This window comes from Actinomycetospora sp. C-140 (assembly GCF_054796175.1).
Genome location: NZ_JBTWNF010000017.1, coordinates 78078 through 92385 on the forward strand (window position 1 = coordinate 78078; position 14308 = coordinate 92385).

The following is a 14308-nucleotide window of genomic DNA, read 5'->3' on the forward strand; positions in this document are numbered from 1 at the left end:
TGATCACATTCACGATGTTAACTTCACATCGGAGGATCGCCCAAGAGAGTGGAGGGGCCCGTGCTGCTGGAGAAGGAGCGCGCCGAGCTGGTGGAGTACTGCCACCGGATGCAGGCCGACGAGCTGACCGTGGGGACGTCGGGCAACCTCAGCGTCCGCCGCGGCGACCATGTCGCGATCACACCGAGCGGCGCGGCCTACGAGGACCTGACGCCGGAGTCGATCTGTGTGATCGGCGTCGACGGGGACCACGTGGAGGGCTCGCTCGAGCCCTCGTCGGAGGTGCCGATGCACACGGCGGTCTACCAGCGCACCGACGCTGCCGCCGTCGTCCACACCCACCCGCTCTACGCCAGCACCGTGTCCGTGCTGGTCGACGAGCTCCCGCCGGTGCACTACATGATCGCCCTGCTGGGCGGGCGGGTGCGGGTGGCGCCGTACGCCACCTACGGCAGCACCGAGCTCGCCGAGAACAGCGTCACGGCGATGGAGGGACGTTTCGGCGCCCTGCTGCAGAACCACGGCGCGACGACCTACGGCGAGAGCCTCGCGAAGGCGTACACGCGCAGTCTCTACCTGGAGTGGGTCTGCCGGATGTACCACCAGGCCCGCCTGCTCGGCGAGCCGCACCTGCTGGGCGACGAGGAGATCGCGCGGGTCGCGGCGAAGCTGGACAGCTACGGCCAGACGGTCACCTCGCCCTGAGGGCCCGGAGGAGGACGCCATGCACGTGCTGTGCGCGGGAGACGAGTTCATCACCCCCGATCTGTTCGTCGAGGCGCTCCGCCCGGAGCTCCCCGACGACACGACCTTCACCACCCACGCGACCCGGTGGCCGACCGAGCCCTGGTACGCCACCGACGAGATCGCCGAGGCCTCCGGCGACGAGGACGAGATCGCCGAGGCGCTCCACGGCGCCGACGTGCTCGTCACGCACCTCGCCCCGGTGACCCACCGGACGCTCGAGGGTGCGGACCGGCTGCGGCTGGTCGCGACGCCGCGCGGCGGTCCGACCAACATCGACCTCGAGGCCGCGACGAAGCGCGACGTGGCCGTCGTGAACCTGCCGGGCCGCAACGCGCGGGCCGTCGCCGAGTTCACCGTCGGGGTCCTGATCGCCGGCCGCCGCAACATCGCGGTGAGCCACGCGCGGATGCGCGGCGGCGACTGGACCGGCGACCTCTACCGGTACGACGCGGCGGGCCCGGAGCTCGCCGGCAGCACGGTCGGTCTCGTCGGGCTCGGGCAGGTCGGCACGCGGGTCGCCGACCTGCTGCGCGCGTTCGGCGTCCACCTGCTCGCCGCCGACCCCTACATCGACCCCGACGTGGCGAGCGAGCGCGGCGTCGAGCTGGTCGGCCTGGACGAGCTCGTGCGGCGCAGCGACGTCGTGAGCCTGCACGCGCGGCTCTCCGCCGAGACCCGCGGGATGATCGACGCCGAGGTCCTCGGGCGGATGCGGCCGGGCGCGTACCTGGTCAACACGGCGCGCGGCGAGCTGCTCGTCGAGGACGCGCTGGCCGACGCGCTGCGCTCCGGGCACCTGTCCGGGGCCGCGCTCGACGTCTACGTCACCGAGCCGCCCGCGCCGGACCACCCGCTGCTGAGCCTGCCGCAGGTCCTCACCGTCTCGCACCTGGCCGGGGCCTCGACGAACGTCGCGCACCGCGCCGCCCGCCGGATGGCGGCCGAGGTGGCCCGCTTCACCGAGGGGCGGCCGCTGGAGCACTGCCTCAACCCGGAGGTCCTGAGGGGGGTCGCCATGATCGTCGGGGTGGACGTCGGCACGTCGATGACCAAGGCCGACGCGTACGACGAGCAGGGGAACAAGCTCGCCTCCGCCGAGCGCGCCTCGCGCCTGGAGCAGTACCCGGACGGCCGGGTCGAGCAGGACCTCGAGGAGATCGTCGCCTCGGTCGCCGACGTCGTGCGCCGGGTGGTCGCCGCGGCGGGGGACCGGGAGGTGCGCGCCCTCGCGCTCACCGGCCAGGGCGACGGGATGTGGCTGCGCGACGCCGACGGCACCGCCGTCCGGCCGCCGATCTCGTGGCTCGACGACCGGGCCGGCGACGTCGTGCGCGGCTGGCAGGACGACGGGACGCTCGCCGAGGTCTACCGGCGCACCGGGGCGGGCCTGTTCCCCGGCTGCCACGCCCCGTTGCTCGTCTCCCTGGCGCGCGACGAGCCGGAGTCGCTCGAGCGCGCCGCCGTCGCGGGCTACTGCGTCGACGCCCTGGTGCAGCGGCTCTGCGGCGAGATCACCGTCGACGCGTCCGACGCCTCCCTGCCGTTCCTCGACGTCGTGTCCCGGCGCTACGACGACGACGCCATCGCGGCCTGCGGCGACTCGGCGTACCGCGGCCTCCTCGCCGATCCCGCCCCGGCCGGCGCGCTCTTCTCCCTCGACCGCCGGGGCGCGGAGATCGTCGGGCTGCCGGAGGGCACCCCCGTCACCGGCGGGCCGTTCGACCTGCCCGCCTGCGCGGTCGGGGCCGGGCTCTCCACGCCCGGCGACGGTCTGGTGATCATCGGGACGACGCTGGCCTGCGAGGTCTTCACCGACCGGGTCGCTCCCGACGACCCCGACGACGCCGACGGCCCCGAGCCGGCGGGGATGTGGCTGTGCACCCCGGACGAGGGGATGTGGCTGCGCGCCATGCCGGCGATGGTGGGCACGGCCGGTCTCGACTGGCTGCTCGACTTCCTCGGCGTCGGCATCGAGGCGCTGCCCGGGCTGCTCGAGGGCACCCGGCCCGGTGCCGGGGGCGTCTCGGCGCTGCCGTTCCTGGCGTCCTCGGGGGAGCGCGCCCCGTTCGTCGACACGCGGGCCCGCGGGCAGATCGAGGGCGTCACCCTCTCCACGCACCGCGGTGACGTGGTCCGCGCCGTGTGCGAGGGCATCGCCTACACCGCCAAGCACTGCTTCGAGCGCGCGGCGTCCTCGGTCGACCGGCAGGGGACGCTGGTGGCCTGCGGCGGCGGCTCGCAGTCCGGGCCGTGGGCGCAGATCTTCGCCGACGTCCTCGAACGGCCGCTCGTGGTGCCCGACGACCCGGGCCTCGGGACCCGCGGCGCGGCGATGACCGCGGCGCGGGCGCTCGGCGACGACGTCGACCCCGCCGCGTGGGCCGCACCGTCGCGGACCGTCGAGCCCTCCGCGGACGCGCACACCTGCTACGCCGACGGCTACCTGCGCTACCGCGCCCACGTCGACACCGCCCGCGGGTTCTGGGCGCGCCAGGCCCAGGGCTTCCGTCGCGGGCACGCGCCCGCCTGAGCCGGACCTCGGTGTCGGTCCACCGGCGTAGCGTCCCGGAGGAGATCACGAGGGGGAGGCGCCATGGCCGACCGCGACGAGGTCCCGTCGGGGCCGTTCGACACCGAGCCGTTCCACCTGGGGCGGCGGCTCGCCCACGACGCCGCGGGCGACGAGGTGGTGCGTCGCAGCGAGCGCTGGCTCGTCGACGTGCTCGACGACGCCGGCGTCGCGCTCGGCGCGGCCGACCGGGAGATCGCCGGGCTGGTCGCCGGCGAGGGCTGGTCCGTGGCCCAGGTGGTCGGCGGGTGGGTGCGCCGTGCCGGGCCCGCGCCGGCGTCGCGCGAGCTGGTGGCGCCCGGGGTGACCCGGCTCAGCTCCTGACGAGCGGGAGCACGGCGGCCAGACCGCGGTCGCCGTCGCGCTGCTCGCTGGGGAGCACGAACGCGCGCAGCCCCGCGGCCGCGGCGCCGCCGTCACGCCGGGGGTTGTCGCCCACCATCAGCGTGCGCCGCGGCGCGACGCCGAGGCGTGCGCAGGCGGTGGCGAACAGCGCCGGGTCGGGCTTCTCGGCGCCCTCCTCGCAGGAGAGCACCCAGGTGCCGACCAGGTCGGCGAGCCCGGCGGCGCGCGCGTGCCCGCGGATGTCCCAGCCGATGTCGCTGACCACCCCGACCGGGACGCCGCGCTCGGCGAGCGCGCGCAGGAACGGGGCGGTGTCGGCGTAGGGCACCCACGAGTCCTCGGCGACGACGCGGGCGTGAGCGGAGTCCTCGATGCCGGCGAGGAAGGGCACGCGCGCGAACCACGTGAGCATCGCCCGCCGGTGGGCCTCGGCGTCGAGGTCGCGTCCCTCCTGCGCCGCGGCGACCGCGGGCTCGGCGGCGGCGTCGTCCAGCGCGGCGAGCACCGCGCCCGGGTCGTCGAGCGTCCGTCCTGTGTCCGCCGCGACACGGCGCAGCCACTCGTCGGTGCCGATCATGCGGAACAGCGTGTTGCTGAAGTCGCAGAGCACCGCCTCGACCGGCGGCACCGGCGCGGCCTGCTCGGCGTCGGTGAGCCGGTAGGCCGCGGGGAGGTCGAACAGCGCGCGCACCCCGTCATGATCGCGCGCGCGTACGTGAGCGAACTTCGGGGCCATAGCCCCGAAGTTCGCTCACATAGGGGTCAGGTCTGGGCGCTCGGCGCGTCCGCGGACTCGTCCCCGGCGGTCGTGCCGTCCGCGTGCTCGGCGCGCTCGGCGAGCTCCCGGCGGGCGCTGCGCACCGCGACGACGACCGCCGCGACCCAGGCCACGGCCAGCACGACCAGCACCGGCGTGAGGACCGACGAGGGCACGTCGAAGCCCTTGAGCAGCGTCCGGGTGTTCGTCACGACGATGAGGCCACCGGCCGCCGTGCCCAGCACGCGGGCGGGCAGCAGCCGCACGAGGTAGGCCGCGAACGGCGCCGCGATCATGCCGCCGATCATGAGAGCGAGGACGACGAGGTAGTCGATGCCCTCCTGCGAGAGCGTGAACAGGAAGCCGACGCTCGCGGCGAGGGCGACGACGAACTCGGAGGTGTCGACCGAGCCGACGACCTTGCGGGGCTCGAGCCGCCCGGAGGCCAGCAGGCTCGAGGTGGCGACGGGGCCCCAGCCGCCCCCGCCGGACGCGTCGAGGAAGCCGGCGACCAGCCCGAGCGGGCCCAGGAACTTCCCGCCGGGCCGCGGCCCGGACACGACGCGGCGGGCGATCGCCCGCGAGCTGAAGCGCAGCAGGACGTAGAGGCCGAGGAGCAGCAGCACGCCGGCCATGTAGGGCTCGGCGTCCTCGGTCATGTTGACCAGGACGTAGGCGCCGAGGACGGCACCGATCGCGCCGGGCACGGCGAGGATGCCGACGACGCGCCAGTCGACGTTGCCGAACCGCCAGTGCGAGGCCCCGGAGACCAGCGTGGTGCCGACCTCCGCGAGGTGCACCGACGCGGACGCGACGGCCGGCGCCGTGCCCGCCGCGAGCAGGACCGACGTCGAGGTGACGCCGTAGGCCATGCCGAGTGAGCCGTCGACGAGCTGGGCGATCAGGCCGGCGAGGGCGAAGAGCAGGAACGCGCGCAAGGAGGATCCTCGGGGCAGGGGCGAGCCCGCGCGCCCGTGCTCCGGGGCAGCAGCACACGACCCGGCCGGGAACGGACCCGCGACCGGATGTGTGGCGGACGGTCAGCGGCGGGGCGGCAGACACCCGGCCGACGTGACACGGAGCAGGTCGACGTGCGCGCGGCGCACCAGGACCACTCCCGTGTCGGACACCTCCCGATCGTCACACGTCTCGGGGCTCGTGACAGCGATCGTCCTCACGGCTGTGACCGCGATCACGACGACCTGCTCCGGGAGGTCAGCCGGGCAGCCCCGGCTGGGCCGGCGGGACCGGCTGGGTCGGCTGGGCAGGCTGCGCGGGCTGGGCAGGCTGGGCCGGTTGCGTCGGCTGGGCGGGCTGGCCCGGGACGGTCTGCACCGTCGCTCCCGGGGCGACCTGCACCGTGGCCCCCGGCTGCACCTGCACGACGATGCCACCACCTCCGCCACCCCCACCGGCCGTCGCCGGTCCGCGCTCACCGCGCGGCCCTCGCTCGCCGGGGCCGCCGTCCGGTCCACCCCGACCGCCGGGGCCGCCGTGCGGCCCGCGGCCGTCGGCGACCGCCCCCGGCGCGCGATCCCGGCCGTCGTGGGCCACGAACCGGCCCGCGGGCGTCGTCGCGACCAGCAGGCCGGCGAGCAGCAGGCCGACCACGAGGCCGACGACACCGGAGACGACGACCGCGGTGCGGCGGGTCCAGGTCGACGGCCGCGAGCGCGCGCGGGTGCGCTGCCATCGGGTGGGCGGTCCGTCCGGACTCGCGGTCGTCCCCGCGGCGTCGGTCGGTCGCGTCGGCGGCTCCGCGTCCGGGGTGCTGTCGGGGGTGCTGCCGGGGGGCGGTGTCTCGCTCATGTGTCCTCGTCTCCGGGGTCTCGGGTGGGACGTCGTCGACGCCGACAGTGCGCAGCACGGCTGAACCGGACCTGAAGCGCGGGCGCGCCGGGCGGGTCTTCAGGTCGCGTTCAGGCAGGACAGGTCAGGATCCGGGGTGTGGGGAGCTGGGGAACGGCGGCGCGCGTGCTCGTCGTCGAGGACGAGGCGGCCATCCGCGAGTCGGTCGTCGAGGCGCTCGACGACGCCGGCTTCCGCGCGGTCGGGCGCGCGGACGGCGAGGGCCTGGAGGACCTCCTCGACGGGTTCCGTCCCGACCTCGTCGTCCTCGACGTCATGCTGCCCGGCCGCGACGGCTTCGCGCTGCTCGGCGTCGTCCGCGGGCGCAGCGACGCCGGCCTCGTGCTGCTCACCGCCCGCGACGCGCTCGCCGACCGGCTGCACGGCCTCGACGGCGGCGCCGACGACTACGTCGTCAAGCCGTTCCTGCTCGCGGAGCTCGTCTCGCGGGTGCGCGCGGTGCTGCGCCGCCGCGGCCGGGTGCCGTCGGCGATGACGGTCGGCGACCTCGTCGTCGATGACGAGGCGGGCACCGCGACGCGTGCGGGCGCGGTGCTCGACCTCACCGCCACCGAGCTGCGCCTGCTGCGCTACCTCGTCGAGCAGCGGGGGCGCACGGTCACCAAGAACCAGATCCTCACGCAGGTGTGGGGCTACGACGCGTACGACCCGAACCTCGTCGAGGTCCACGTCTCGGCGCTGCGCCGCAAGCTCGAGGCGCACGGGCCGAGGATCGTGCACACCGTCCGCGGGCTGGGCTACGCGCTGCGCCCCGCCCCCGAGGAGGTGCCGTGACGTCGGCCGTCGACGCCGCGCGGCGCTGGAGCGGCTCGCGCTCCCTGCGCCTGCGCGTCACCGCGCTCGTGCTGCTGGTCGTCGCGGTCGCCCTCGTCGTGATCGGGGTGGCCGTCGACCTGTCCCTGTCCGCCCAGCTGCGCCGCGACCAGCAGAGCCGCCTCGACGACCGCGCCGCCCGGGCCGAGCTCCTGGTCGATGGGGGGTCGACGGGGACGGCGCTCGTCGACGCCGCCGAGGGCCAGGGCATCCGGGCGGTGCTGCTCGACCCGGCGGGGCGGCGGATCGCGGGATCGACGGACGGACCGCCGGGACCTCCGGGACAGGGACCGGGACAAGGGCCGGGACAAGGGCCGGGACAAGGACCGGGCCAGGGACCCCGGCGCGGCGGCCCCGACCGGCTCGACCGCGACCTCGTCCGTGTCGTCGCGGTCCCCGACGGCACGCGGCTGGTCCTGGCGGGCGAGCCGGGGGAGGACGACGCCGTCCTGGCGCGGTTGCGGGTGGTCATGGTCGGCGTCGGGGCGATCGGGCTGGCGGTCGTCGCCGTCGCGCTCCTCGGCGGTGTGCGGGTCGCGCTGCGGCCCCTCGACGACATGACGGTGCTCGCGCGCGACATCGCGGCCGGCGAGCGGGGCCGGCGTCTGCGTCCGGAGCGCACCGACACCGAGCTCGGGCGCACCGCCGCCGCGTTCGACGCGATGCTCGACGCGCTCGAGGCCGCGCAGGGCCGTGCCGAGGACGCCGCGCGCCAGGCTCAGCTGTCCGAGGCGCGGACGCGGCGCTTCCTCTCCGACGCCGCGCACGAGCTGCGGACGCCGGTGGCCGGGGTGCAGACGCTCGCCGAGTCGCTGGTACGCCACCCCGACGCCGACCTCGAACGCCGCGAGCGCCTCGCGACGACGCTGGTGCGCGAGACCCGCCGGGCCGGGGCGCTCGTCGCCGACATGCTCGAGCTCGCCCGCATCGAGGACGGCGCCCCGCTCGAGCGCCGCGCGGTCGACCTCACCGAGCTCGCCGCGGCGGAGGCCGAGCGCATCGCCCTGCTCGCCCCCGGGATGACGGTCACGGTGGACGGCGCGCCGGTCCGGGCGGACGCCGACCCGGGACGGATCACCCAGGTCCTGGCCAACCTGCTCGAGAACGCCCGCCGGCACGGGCCGGCCGACGGCACGGTGCGGATCGAGGTCTCGGGCGACGACCGGACGGCGGTGGTGGATGTCGTCGATCAGGGCCCCGGGATCCCCGCCGAGGACCGCGAGCGGGTCTTCGACCGTCTGGTGCGCCTCGACGACGCCCGGTCCCGCGACGCCGGCGGCGCCGGGCTGGGCCTGCCGATCGCCCGGGCCCTGGCCCGCGCCCACGGCGGCGACCTGCGGGTCGTCGACGCCACGCCGGGCGCCCGCCTCCGGCTGACGCTCCCGCGCGCCTGACGATCAGGGCTCGACCACGAGGGCGGTCGCGTTGTCCGTGGTCCCGGCGGCGGTGGCCAGGGCGACGATCCGGTCCGCGCGGGCCTGCGCCGAGCCGCCGGCGGCGAGCGCGGCGGCCAACGAGGGGGCGGACACGCTGCGGTGGACGCCGTCGCTGACCAGCAGCAGGACCCCGGGGTCGGCGACCACCGCGGTGCCCACCTCCTCTGGGCCCACCGTGCGCGCGCTGGTGACGAGCACATGGTCGAACCGCGGATGGACGGTCAGGCCCCGCGCGCGCAGACGGGCGGCGATGGTCTGGTCGGCGGTGAGGGTCCGGAGCGTGCGACCGTCCCACGACAGCGCCCGGCAGTCGCCGACCCAGGCGAGACGCCAGCGCGGGTCGCCGTCGCCGGGGGCGAGGGCCACGACCGCCGCGGCGTCGCCGGGCACGAGGTCCCGCGTGCTCTCCAGCAGGTCGTGCGTGGCGAGCACCGCCGTGTCGGGCCGTCCCTCCAGGGTGGCGACCCGCACGGCGTGGTCGGCGACCAGCCGCGCGGCGAAGGCGGCGGCCTCCGAGTCCCCGACGCCGTCGGCCACCGCCACCGCGAGCCGGCCCGTGGCGCCGCGGTGCTCGGCGGCCGCGTCGGCCTGGTGGCGTCGCGGACCCCGGAGCGAGGCGCGGCCCACGGGTGCGGCGTCGGCCGGAGCCTCCCGCGGCGACGGGACGAACGGCATGCTGACGGCGACGCTCACGGGTGGGCCTCCTCGTCCGGGCGGCGACGCCGTGCTCCGGCGTCACGACCAGGGTCGGCACGCCGCCTGGGAGGGGGCTGTGCGGCGGATGAGTCCGGTACGTGGTTCTGGCGGAATCGTGAGATCGCTCTGATGGGCTAATGAAGCCTCTTGTCGGTAGCTCTCCGTGTTCTATGCTCTCCGTAGCCGCCGGCGGTCCCGCGACCGTCGACACCCGTCGCCCGACCCGTCCGTCGAGGAGTTCCCCCATGTCGCAGCAGGCTCCGCCGCCCCCGTACGGCTACCCGCACCCGCCGGTGCCGCAGCCTCCCGCGGGCATGCCCTACGGGCCGCCACCTCCCGCTCCGGGATATGGTGGTTACGCTCCGCCACCGCCGCGGAAGAGTCAGGCCGGCAAGATCGTGGCGATCGTCGTGGGGGTCGTCGCGCTGCTCTTCGTGGGGCTGATGGTGCTCGGCGCTCTGGCCGGCCCACGCCAGGTCAGCACGCAGCAGATCGAGCAGCAGATCACCGAGCAGTACCAGCAGCAGTACGGCTACGACGCGAGCCAGGTGCGCTGCCCGTCGTCGCTCGACGCCGAGGTCGGCGCGACCACGACCTGCTCCGGCCCGATCGACGGCACGCCGACCACCCTGCTGGTGCGGGTCACCAGCGTCCAGGACAGCACGGTGAACTTCGACATCACGCCGCAGTAGGCCCACCGATCGTTCCGTGGTCACATGACCGGATGACACCGCCGTCCCCGTCGCGCACGTGAACGCGGCGGGGACGGCGCTCGTCGTCGCCGCCCCGGTCCTGATCGGCGCGCTGGCCCAGCGGGCCACCGGCCTCGGGCTCGCCCTGGTCGGGGCTCCGTTCCTCGTCGCGATCCTGGGGCCGCGCGACGGTGTCACCTTCGGGAACGCGCTGCAGGTGCTGCTCTGCGCGGTGGTCCTCGCCCGCACCGCCCGCGGGGTCGACCTGCGGGCCGCGGGCCTGCTCCTGCTCGGGGCGGTGGTCGCGGTGCCGTTCGGGGCCGTCGTCGTCGACGTGCTGCCCGAGGGCCCGCTGCTGGTGGTGGTCGGGGTCCTGGCGGTGGCCGCCGTCGGACTGTCGCTGGCTCCCGGCCTGGGCGGCTGGATGCACGGCACCCCCGGCGCCCTGGCCGCCGGGGCGATCGCCGGCTTCGTCAACGTCACCGCGGGCGTCGGCGGCCCGATGATCTCCGCCTACGCGCTGGTCCGGCAGTGGAGCATGGCGGTCCTGGTGCCGACCGCGCAGGTCGTGCTCCTGGGCATCAACCTCGTGGCCCTCGTGAGCAAGGGCATGCCGCGGCTCGACGGCGCGGTCTGGATCGCCGGGGTCGTGGCGCTCGCCCTCGGGGTGGCCCTCGGGGATGTGGTGCAGCGCCGCCTCGACCCGGGGACGGCCCGGCGCGCCGTGGCGGTGCTCGCCCTCGTGGGTGGTCTCGCGACCGTCGTGCGCGGCGTCCTGACCAGCTGAGACGTCGACGGGACGAGCATCGGGCCCGGCGCAGGCGGTGGACAGGTCCCACGACCTCGGGGACAGTGACGGGGGCCACCCGCTGCTTCACTCCCTCGAGGCCAGGCGGAACTCCTCGAGGAAGAGGTGGCTGGAGATGGCGCTCCGTCAGAGCAGCCAGATCGATGCCCACATCCCGGCGCAGCCGTCGCGCGCTCGCGGCGCCCCCGATCCGGACGGCGATCTCGCCGGCGTGCTGACCGTCGCCCCGACCCAACCACGCCGAGGTCTCGTGCTCGTCCGCGTCCTCGGCGAGATCGACATGCTCACCGCCCCGCGGCTGCGCGACGTCCTCCACGGCGCCGTGCAGACGGCGGCCGACGACCGCGACATCGGCGCGGATGCCACGGCGGACGACGAGCACCCGTCGGTCGTGTGCGACCTCGACGGCGTGACCTTCCTCGGTGCCTCCGGGCTCGACGTCATCGCCTCGACGCAGCGGTCCTCCGCCGCGCGCCGGGTGCAGCTCGTGCTCGTCGCGAGCCACCGCACGGTGGTGCGCCCGCTCCGGCTCACCGCGCTGGACCGCCGGGTGACGCTCACCGACACCCACCCCGCCCTCGATCGCCGGGGTGAGGTCCGGTGACCGCGGTCAGCCCGCGCCCGGCCACCGGGGCGTCCCGCGCGGCGGGCCCTCCCGAGCTCGGCGCCGCGATCCGGGTGGCGCTCGACCACCTCGCCGATCTCGCGGACCCGCCGGAAGCCGTGCGCGACGGCCGGCTCGACCGCCTGTTGCGGGCCTCCGTCGAGGCCCACCTCGCCGCGCCCGGGCGCATCCTGGAGGACGTCGTCGCGGCGGTCCGGACGGCCTGCGCCCACCTGGCGGCCACCGAGCTCGAGGACGCCTACCTGGCCCTGCGCGCCGCCCTCGACCGGCTCCCGCGCCGCCCCTCCGGCTGACCCACCTACCAGCGGAACCCCTCACCGGCGCCCTGGCGCACCAGCACGGGCTCGTCGCCCGAGAGGTCGACGACGGTGGTGGGCTCGACGCCGCACTCGCCGGAGTCGAGGACGGCGTCGACCTGGTGGGAGAGCCGGTCGTAGATCTCCGGCCCGGACGTCAGCGGCTCCTCGGTCCCCGGCAGCAGCAGGGTCGACGACAGCAGCGGCTCCCCGAGCTCGGCGAGCAGGGCCTCCGCGACCGGGTGCTCCGGGATGCGGACCCCGACGGTGCGCTTGCGCGGGTGCAGCAGGCGCCGCGGCACCTCCTTGGTCGCCGGGAGGATGAACGTGTAGCAGCCCGGCGTCGCCGCCTTCACCGAGCGGAAGACGGGCGTGGAGATCCGCACGAACTGGCCGAGCTGGGCGAAGTCGCGGCACACGAGCGTGAAGTGGTGTCGCTCGTCGAGCCGGCGGATCGCGCGGATCCGGTCGAGCCCGTCGCGGTTGCCGATCGCGCAGCCCAGCGCGAAGCAGGAGTCGGTGGGGTAGGCGATCAAGCCGCCCTCGCGCAGGAGGTCGACGGTCGCCACCACCGCGCGACGCTGGGGATTGCGGGGGTGGAGCTCGACGTAGCGTGCGGTCCCCGTCGTCGCGGCCATCGCGGAAGCCTAGGAGTGCGACGGGGACCACGAAACGCCCCGCACCTCGGTTCCGCGGGATTGGCCGGGGCCGGACCGGGGCACTCCGGCTACCGTCGTGACCGCAGCGAGACCTACTCGGAGCGTGGTTGAGACGCTGATGCGCCGATCGGCCCAGCAGCGTCCCGCGGGAGGAGGAAGCCTCATGGGCGCACACCGCCTCGAGGACGAGCACACCACCGACGTCGCCCGCCTCGTCGGGCGCGGGGCCGTGGCGACGACGACGGCGCTCGCGCTCACCGGCGCCGGAGCCGGCCTCGCCCTGGCGTCCCCGGGTCACGGCCACGGGGACGACGCCGACGGCGCGGGCAGCTCGGACGTCTCGGGGGTCTCCGGGGTCTCCGCGCACACGTCCTCCGCGGGAGCGTCCAGCGCCGACCCGGCCTGCCGGGTCCTCGACGACGACGGTCTCGTGGGCGGCCTGCTCGGCGGCCTGGGGCTCGGTGGCGGCCACGGCGGCAACGGTGCGAGCCGCCAGGCGGCGGACTGCGACACCGGCGGCTCGTCGAGCGACCGGACGAGCGACCAGGGGAGCGGCGACCAGCGCTCGGGTAGCTCGCAGGGCTCCTCCTCGACGCCGTCCTCCGACACGCAGCAGGCCGCGGGCGCCACCCCGTCCGCGGCGCAGAACCCCGAGGACGTGCCGCCGCCGCCCGGCCAGACGAAGATCATCGATCTGCCGGACCAGCCGGCGTCCTGACGTGGACCTCGTCGGGCCCTGGGCGCTCGACGACGCCCGGGGTCCCGACGCCGCCGCGGCCGCGCGGCGGCGCATCGACACGATCGACCACCGGGTCCGCGCGTGGGTGACCGTGCTGCCGCCCGAGCCCCCGCGGGTCGACGGCCCGCTCGCCGGGGTGCCGGTGGGCGTGAAGGACATCGTCGACGTCGCCGGCGTCCCGACGCTGTGCGGCTCGTCGGTCCGGGACGACGCCCCGCCGGCGGAGACGGACGCCGCGCTCGTCCGGATGCTCCGCGACGCCGGCGCCGCGATCGTCGGCAAGACCGTGACCACGGAGTTCGCGTACTTCGACCCGGGGCCCACCCGGAACCCGTGGGACCTCGACCGGACGCCGGGCGGATCGTCGAGCGGGTCCGCCGCGGCGGTCGCGGCGGGCATGGTGCCGCTGGCGATCGGGACGCAGACCGCGGGCTCCGTGGTGCGGCCCGCGTCGTTCTGCGGCGTCGCCGGTCTCGCCGTCGCCCGCGGCACGCTCCCGCGCGACGGGGTCGCCCCCCTGGCGCCCGGGCTCGACACCCTCGGGCTCTTCGCCGCGAGCGTCGCCGACGTCGCCGCGGCCCGGGCGGCGCTCGACGGGCGCGAGCCCGAGCACGTCGACGAGCACGCGCCGCTGCGCCTGCTCGTCTGGGACGGCACCGAGGTCTCCGACGTCTCCCCGCCGATGCTCGCGGCGCACGCGACCGCCGTGGCGCGTGCCCGCGCGGCCGGCGCCGACGTCGCGCCGTGGACGCTCGGACTGCGCGCCGCGGCCGCCGACCACCGCCTGGTCATGGCCGCGGAGGCCGCGCACGCGGTGCCCGACGCGCCGGGGCTCGGCGCCAAGCTGCGCGAGCTCCTCGCCGAGGGTCGGGCGGTGCCGCCGGAGGACCTCGCCGCGGCCCGCGAGCGCGCCGCCGCCACCCGCGACCGCGCGCTCGAGCACCTCGAGGACGTCGACGCCGTGCTGGCCCCGGGAGCCCTGGGTGTCGCGCCGACCGGCCTGGAGTACACCGGCGACCCGGCGATGTCACGGCCGTGGCACCTGCTCGGCCTGCCCGCCCTCGCCGTGCCGGGCGCCCACGACGCGGACGGGCTCCCGCTCGGCCTGCAGCTCCTCGGCCACCCCGACCGCGAGGACCGCCTCCTCGCCGCCGGCCGCCGCCTCGAGGCCCTCCTCCGCGATACGTGAGCGAACTTTGGGCCTATAGGCCCAAAGTTCGCTCACATGGGGTGTGCCACGTCGCGCGTACGTCCTTG

The 14308-nt window shown here is 76.2% G+C and carries 16 protein-coding genes and 1 pseudogene; 12 read left to right on the forward strand and 5 right to left on the reverse strand.

The genetic code is table 11. The features are described from left to right. Positions 1-60 precede the first annotated feature (60 nt). The 4 genes and pseudogenes from ACR9E3_RS24850 (at position 61) to ACR9E3_RS24865 (ending at position 3640) form a co-directional block, all read left to right on the forward strand. Positions 61-705, forward strand: coding sequence for a class II aldolase/adducin family protein (locus ACR9E3_RS24850; protein ID WP_460383343.1), 645 nt, complete (start codon positions 61-63; stop codon positions 703-705). Positions 706-724: 19 nt separating this feature from the next. Further along, positions 725-1726: pseudogene (locus tag ACR9E3_RS24855) on the forward strand (2-hydroxyacid dehydrogenase); the annotation flags it as partial. Positions 1727-1762: 36 nt separating this feature from the next. Further along, entirely contained in the window at positions 1763-3277 is a 1515-nt protein-coding gene (locus ACR9E3_RS24860; protein ID WP_460383450.1) for an FGGY family carbohydrate kinase, read from the forward strand. Between the two features lie 63 nt (positions 3278-3340). Then, positions 3341-3640, forward strand: a complete 300-nt coding sequence (locus ACR9E3_RS24865; RefSeq protein ID WP_460383344.1) for a hypothetical protein — start codon at positions 3341-3343, stop codon at positions 3638-3640. Here ACR9E3_RS24865 and ACR9E3_RS24870 read toward each other — a convergent pair. The 3 genes from ACR9E3_RS24870 to ACR9E3_RS24880 form a co-directional block, all read right to left on the reverse strand. Next, positions 3630-4352, reverse strand: a complete 723-nt coding sequence (locus tag ACR9E3_RS24870) for an HAD family hydrolase (RefSeq protein ID WP_460383345.1) — start codon at positions 4350-4352, stop codon at positions 3630-3632. The two genes, ACR9E3_RS24865 and ACR9E3_RS24870, sit on opposite strands and share 11 nt — an antisense overlap. 71 nt (positions 4353-4423) lie before the next feature. Continuing rightward, positions 4424-5356: a sulfite exporter TauE/SafE family protein gene (locus tag ACR9E3_RS24875; protein WP_460383346.1), complete on the reverse strand. Its 933-nt coding sequence runs from the start codon at positions 5354-5356 to the stop codon at positions 4424-4426. A 277-nt stretch (positions 5357-5633) separates the two neighbouring features. After that, entirely contained in the window at positions 5634-6227 is a 594-nt protein-coding gene (locus ACR9E3_RS24880) for a hypothetical protein (RefSeq protein ID WP_460383347.1), read from the reverse strand. A gap of 138 nt (positions 6228-6365) precedes the next feature. Between ACR9E3_RS24880 and ACR9E3_RS24885 the strand changes: the two genes are divergently transcribed. Both ACR9E3_RS24885 and ACR9E3_RS24890 read left to right on the forward strand, forming a co-directional pair. Beyond that, positions 6366-7061 carry a response regulator transcription factor gene (locus ACR9E3_RS24885; RefSeq protein WP_460383348.1) on the forward strand — a complete coding sequence of 232 codons (696 nt, stop codon included), beginning with the start codon at positions 6366-6368 and terminating at the stop codon, positions 7059-7061. Beyond that, positions 7058-8494 (forward strand): sensor histidine kinase, encoded by a 1437-nt coding sequence (locus tag ACR9E3_RS24890; protein ID WP_460383349.1) that lies wholly within the window; start codon positions 7058-7060, stop codon positions 8492-8494. Before ACR9E3_RS24885 ends, ACR9E3_RS24890 begins: the two co-directional genes overlap by 4 nt. Positions 8495-8497: 3 nt before the next feature. Here the strand turns inward: ACR9E3_RS24890 and ACR9E3_RS24895 are convergent, their stop codons facing one another. Next, complete coding sequence (locus tag ACR9E3_RS24895) at positions 8498-9229, reverse strand: PP2C family protein-serine/threonine phosphatase (RefSeq protein ID WP_460383351.1); 732 nt, start codon at positions 9227-9229, stop codon at positions 8498-8500. A gap of 248 nt (positions 9230-9477) precedes the next feature. On the opposite strand from ACR9E3_RS24895, the gene ACR9E3_RS24900 reads away from it, so the two are divergent. The 4 genes from ACR9E3_RS24900 (at position 9478) to ACR9E3_RS24915 (ending at position 11650) form a co-directional block, all read left to right on the forward strand. Then, a complete protein-coding gene (locus ACR9E3_RS24900) occupies positions 9478-9924 on the forward strand; it encodes a DUF4333 domain-containing protein (protein WP_460383352.1) in 447 nt (148 codons plus the stop codon). 58 nt (positions 9925-9982) lie between these two features. Continuing rightward, on the forward strand, positions 9983-10711 hold the full coding sequence (locus tag ACR9E3_RS24905) for a TSUP family transporter (protein WP_460383354.1): 729 nt from the start codon (positions 9983-9985) through the stop codon (positions 10709-10711). Positions 10712-10847: 136 nt separating this feature from the next. Further along, positions 10848-11336 carry an STAS domain-containing protein gene (locus tag ACR9E3_RS24910; RefSeq protein ID WP_460383355.1) on the forward strand — a complete coding sequence of 163 codons (489 nt, stop codon included), beginning with the start codon at positions 10848-10850 and terminating at the stop codon, positions 11334-11336. Further along, on the forward strand, positions 11333-11650 hold the full coding sequence (locus tag ACR9E3_RS24915; protein WP_460383356.1) for a hypothetical protein: 318 nt from the start codon (positions 11333-11335) through the stop codon (positions 11648-11650). The genes ACR9E3_RS24910 and ACR9E3_RS24915 overlap by 4 nt, the downstream gene beginning before the upstream one ends. Before the next feature lie 5 nt (positions 11651-11655). Here the strand turns inward: ACR9E3_RS24915 and ACR9E3_RS24920 are convergent, their stop codons facing one another. Further along, complete coding sequence (locus ACR9E3_RS24920) at positions 11656-12291, reverse strand: L-threonylcarbamoyladenylate synthase (RefSeq protein WP_460383357.1); 636 nt, start codon at positions 12289-12291, stop codon at positions 11656-11658. 184 nt (positions 12292-12475) lie between these two features. On the opposite strand from ACR9E3_RS24920, the gene ACR9E3_RS24925 reads away from it, so the two are divergent. Both ACR9E3_RS24925 and ACR9E3_RS24930 read left to right on the forward strand, forming a co-directional pair. Continuing rightward, positions 12476-13030 carry a hypothetical protein gene (locus ACR9E3_RS24925; protein ID WP_460383358.1) on the forward strand — a complete coding sequence of 185 codons (555 nt, stop codon included), beginning with the start codon at positions 12476-12478 and terminating at the stop codon, positions 13028-13030. A 1-nt stretch (position 13031) separates the two neighbouring features. After that, complete coding sequence (locus tag ACR9E3_RS24930) at positions 13032-14240, forward strand: amidase family protein (protein ID WP_460383359.1); 1209 nt, start codon at positions 13032-13034, stop codon at positions 14238-14240. The last annotated feature ends 68 nt before the right edge of the window (positions 14241-14308 follow it).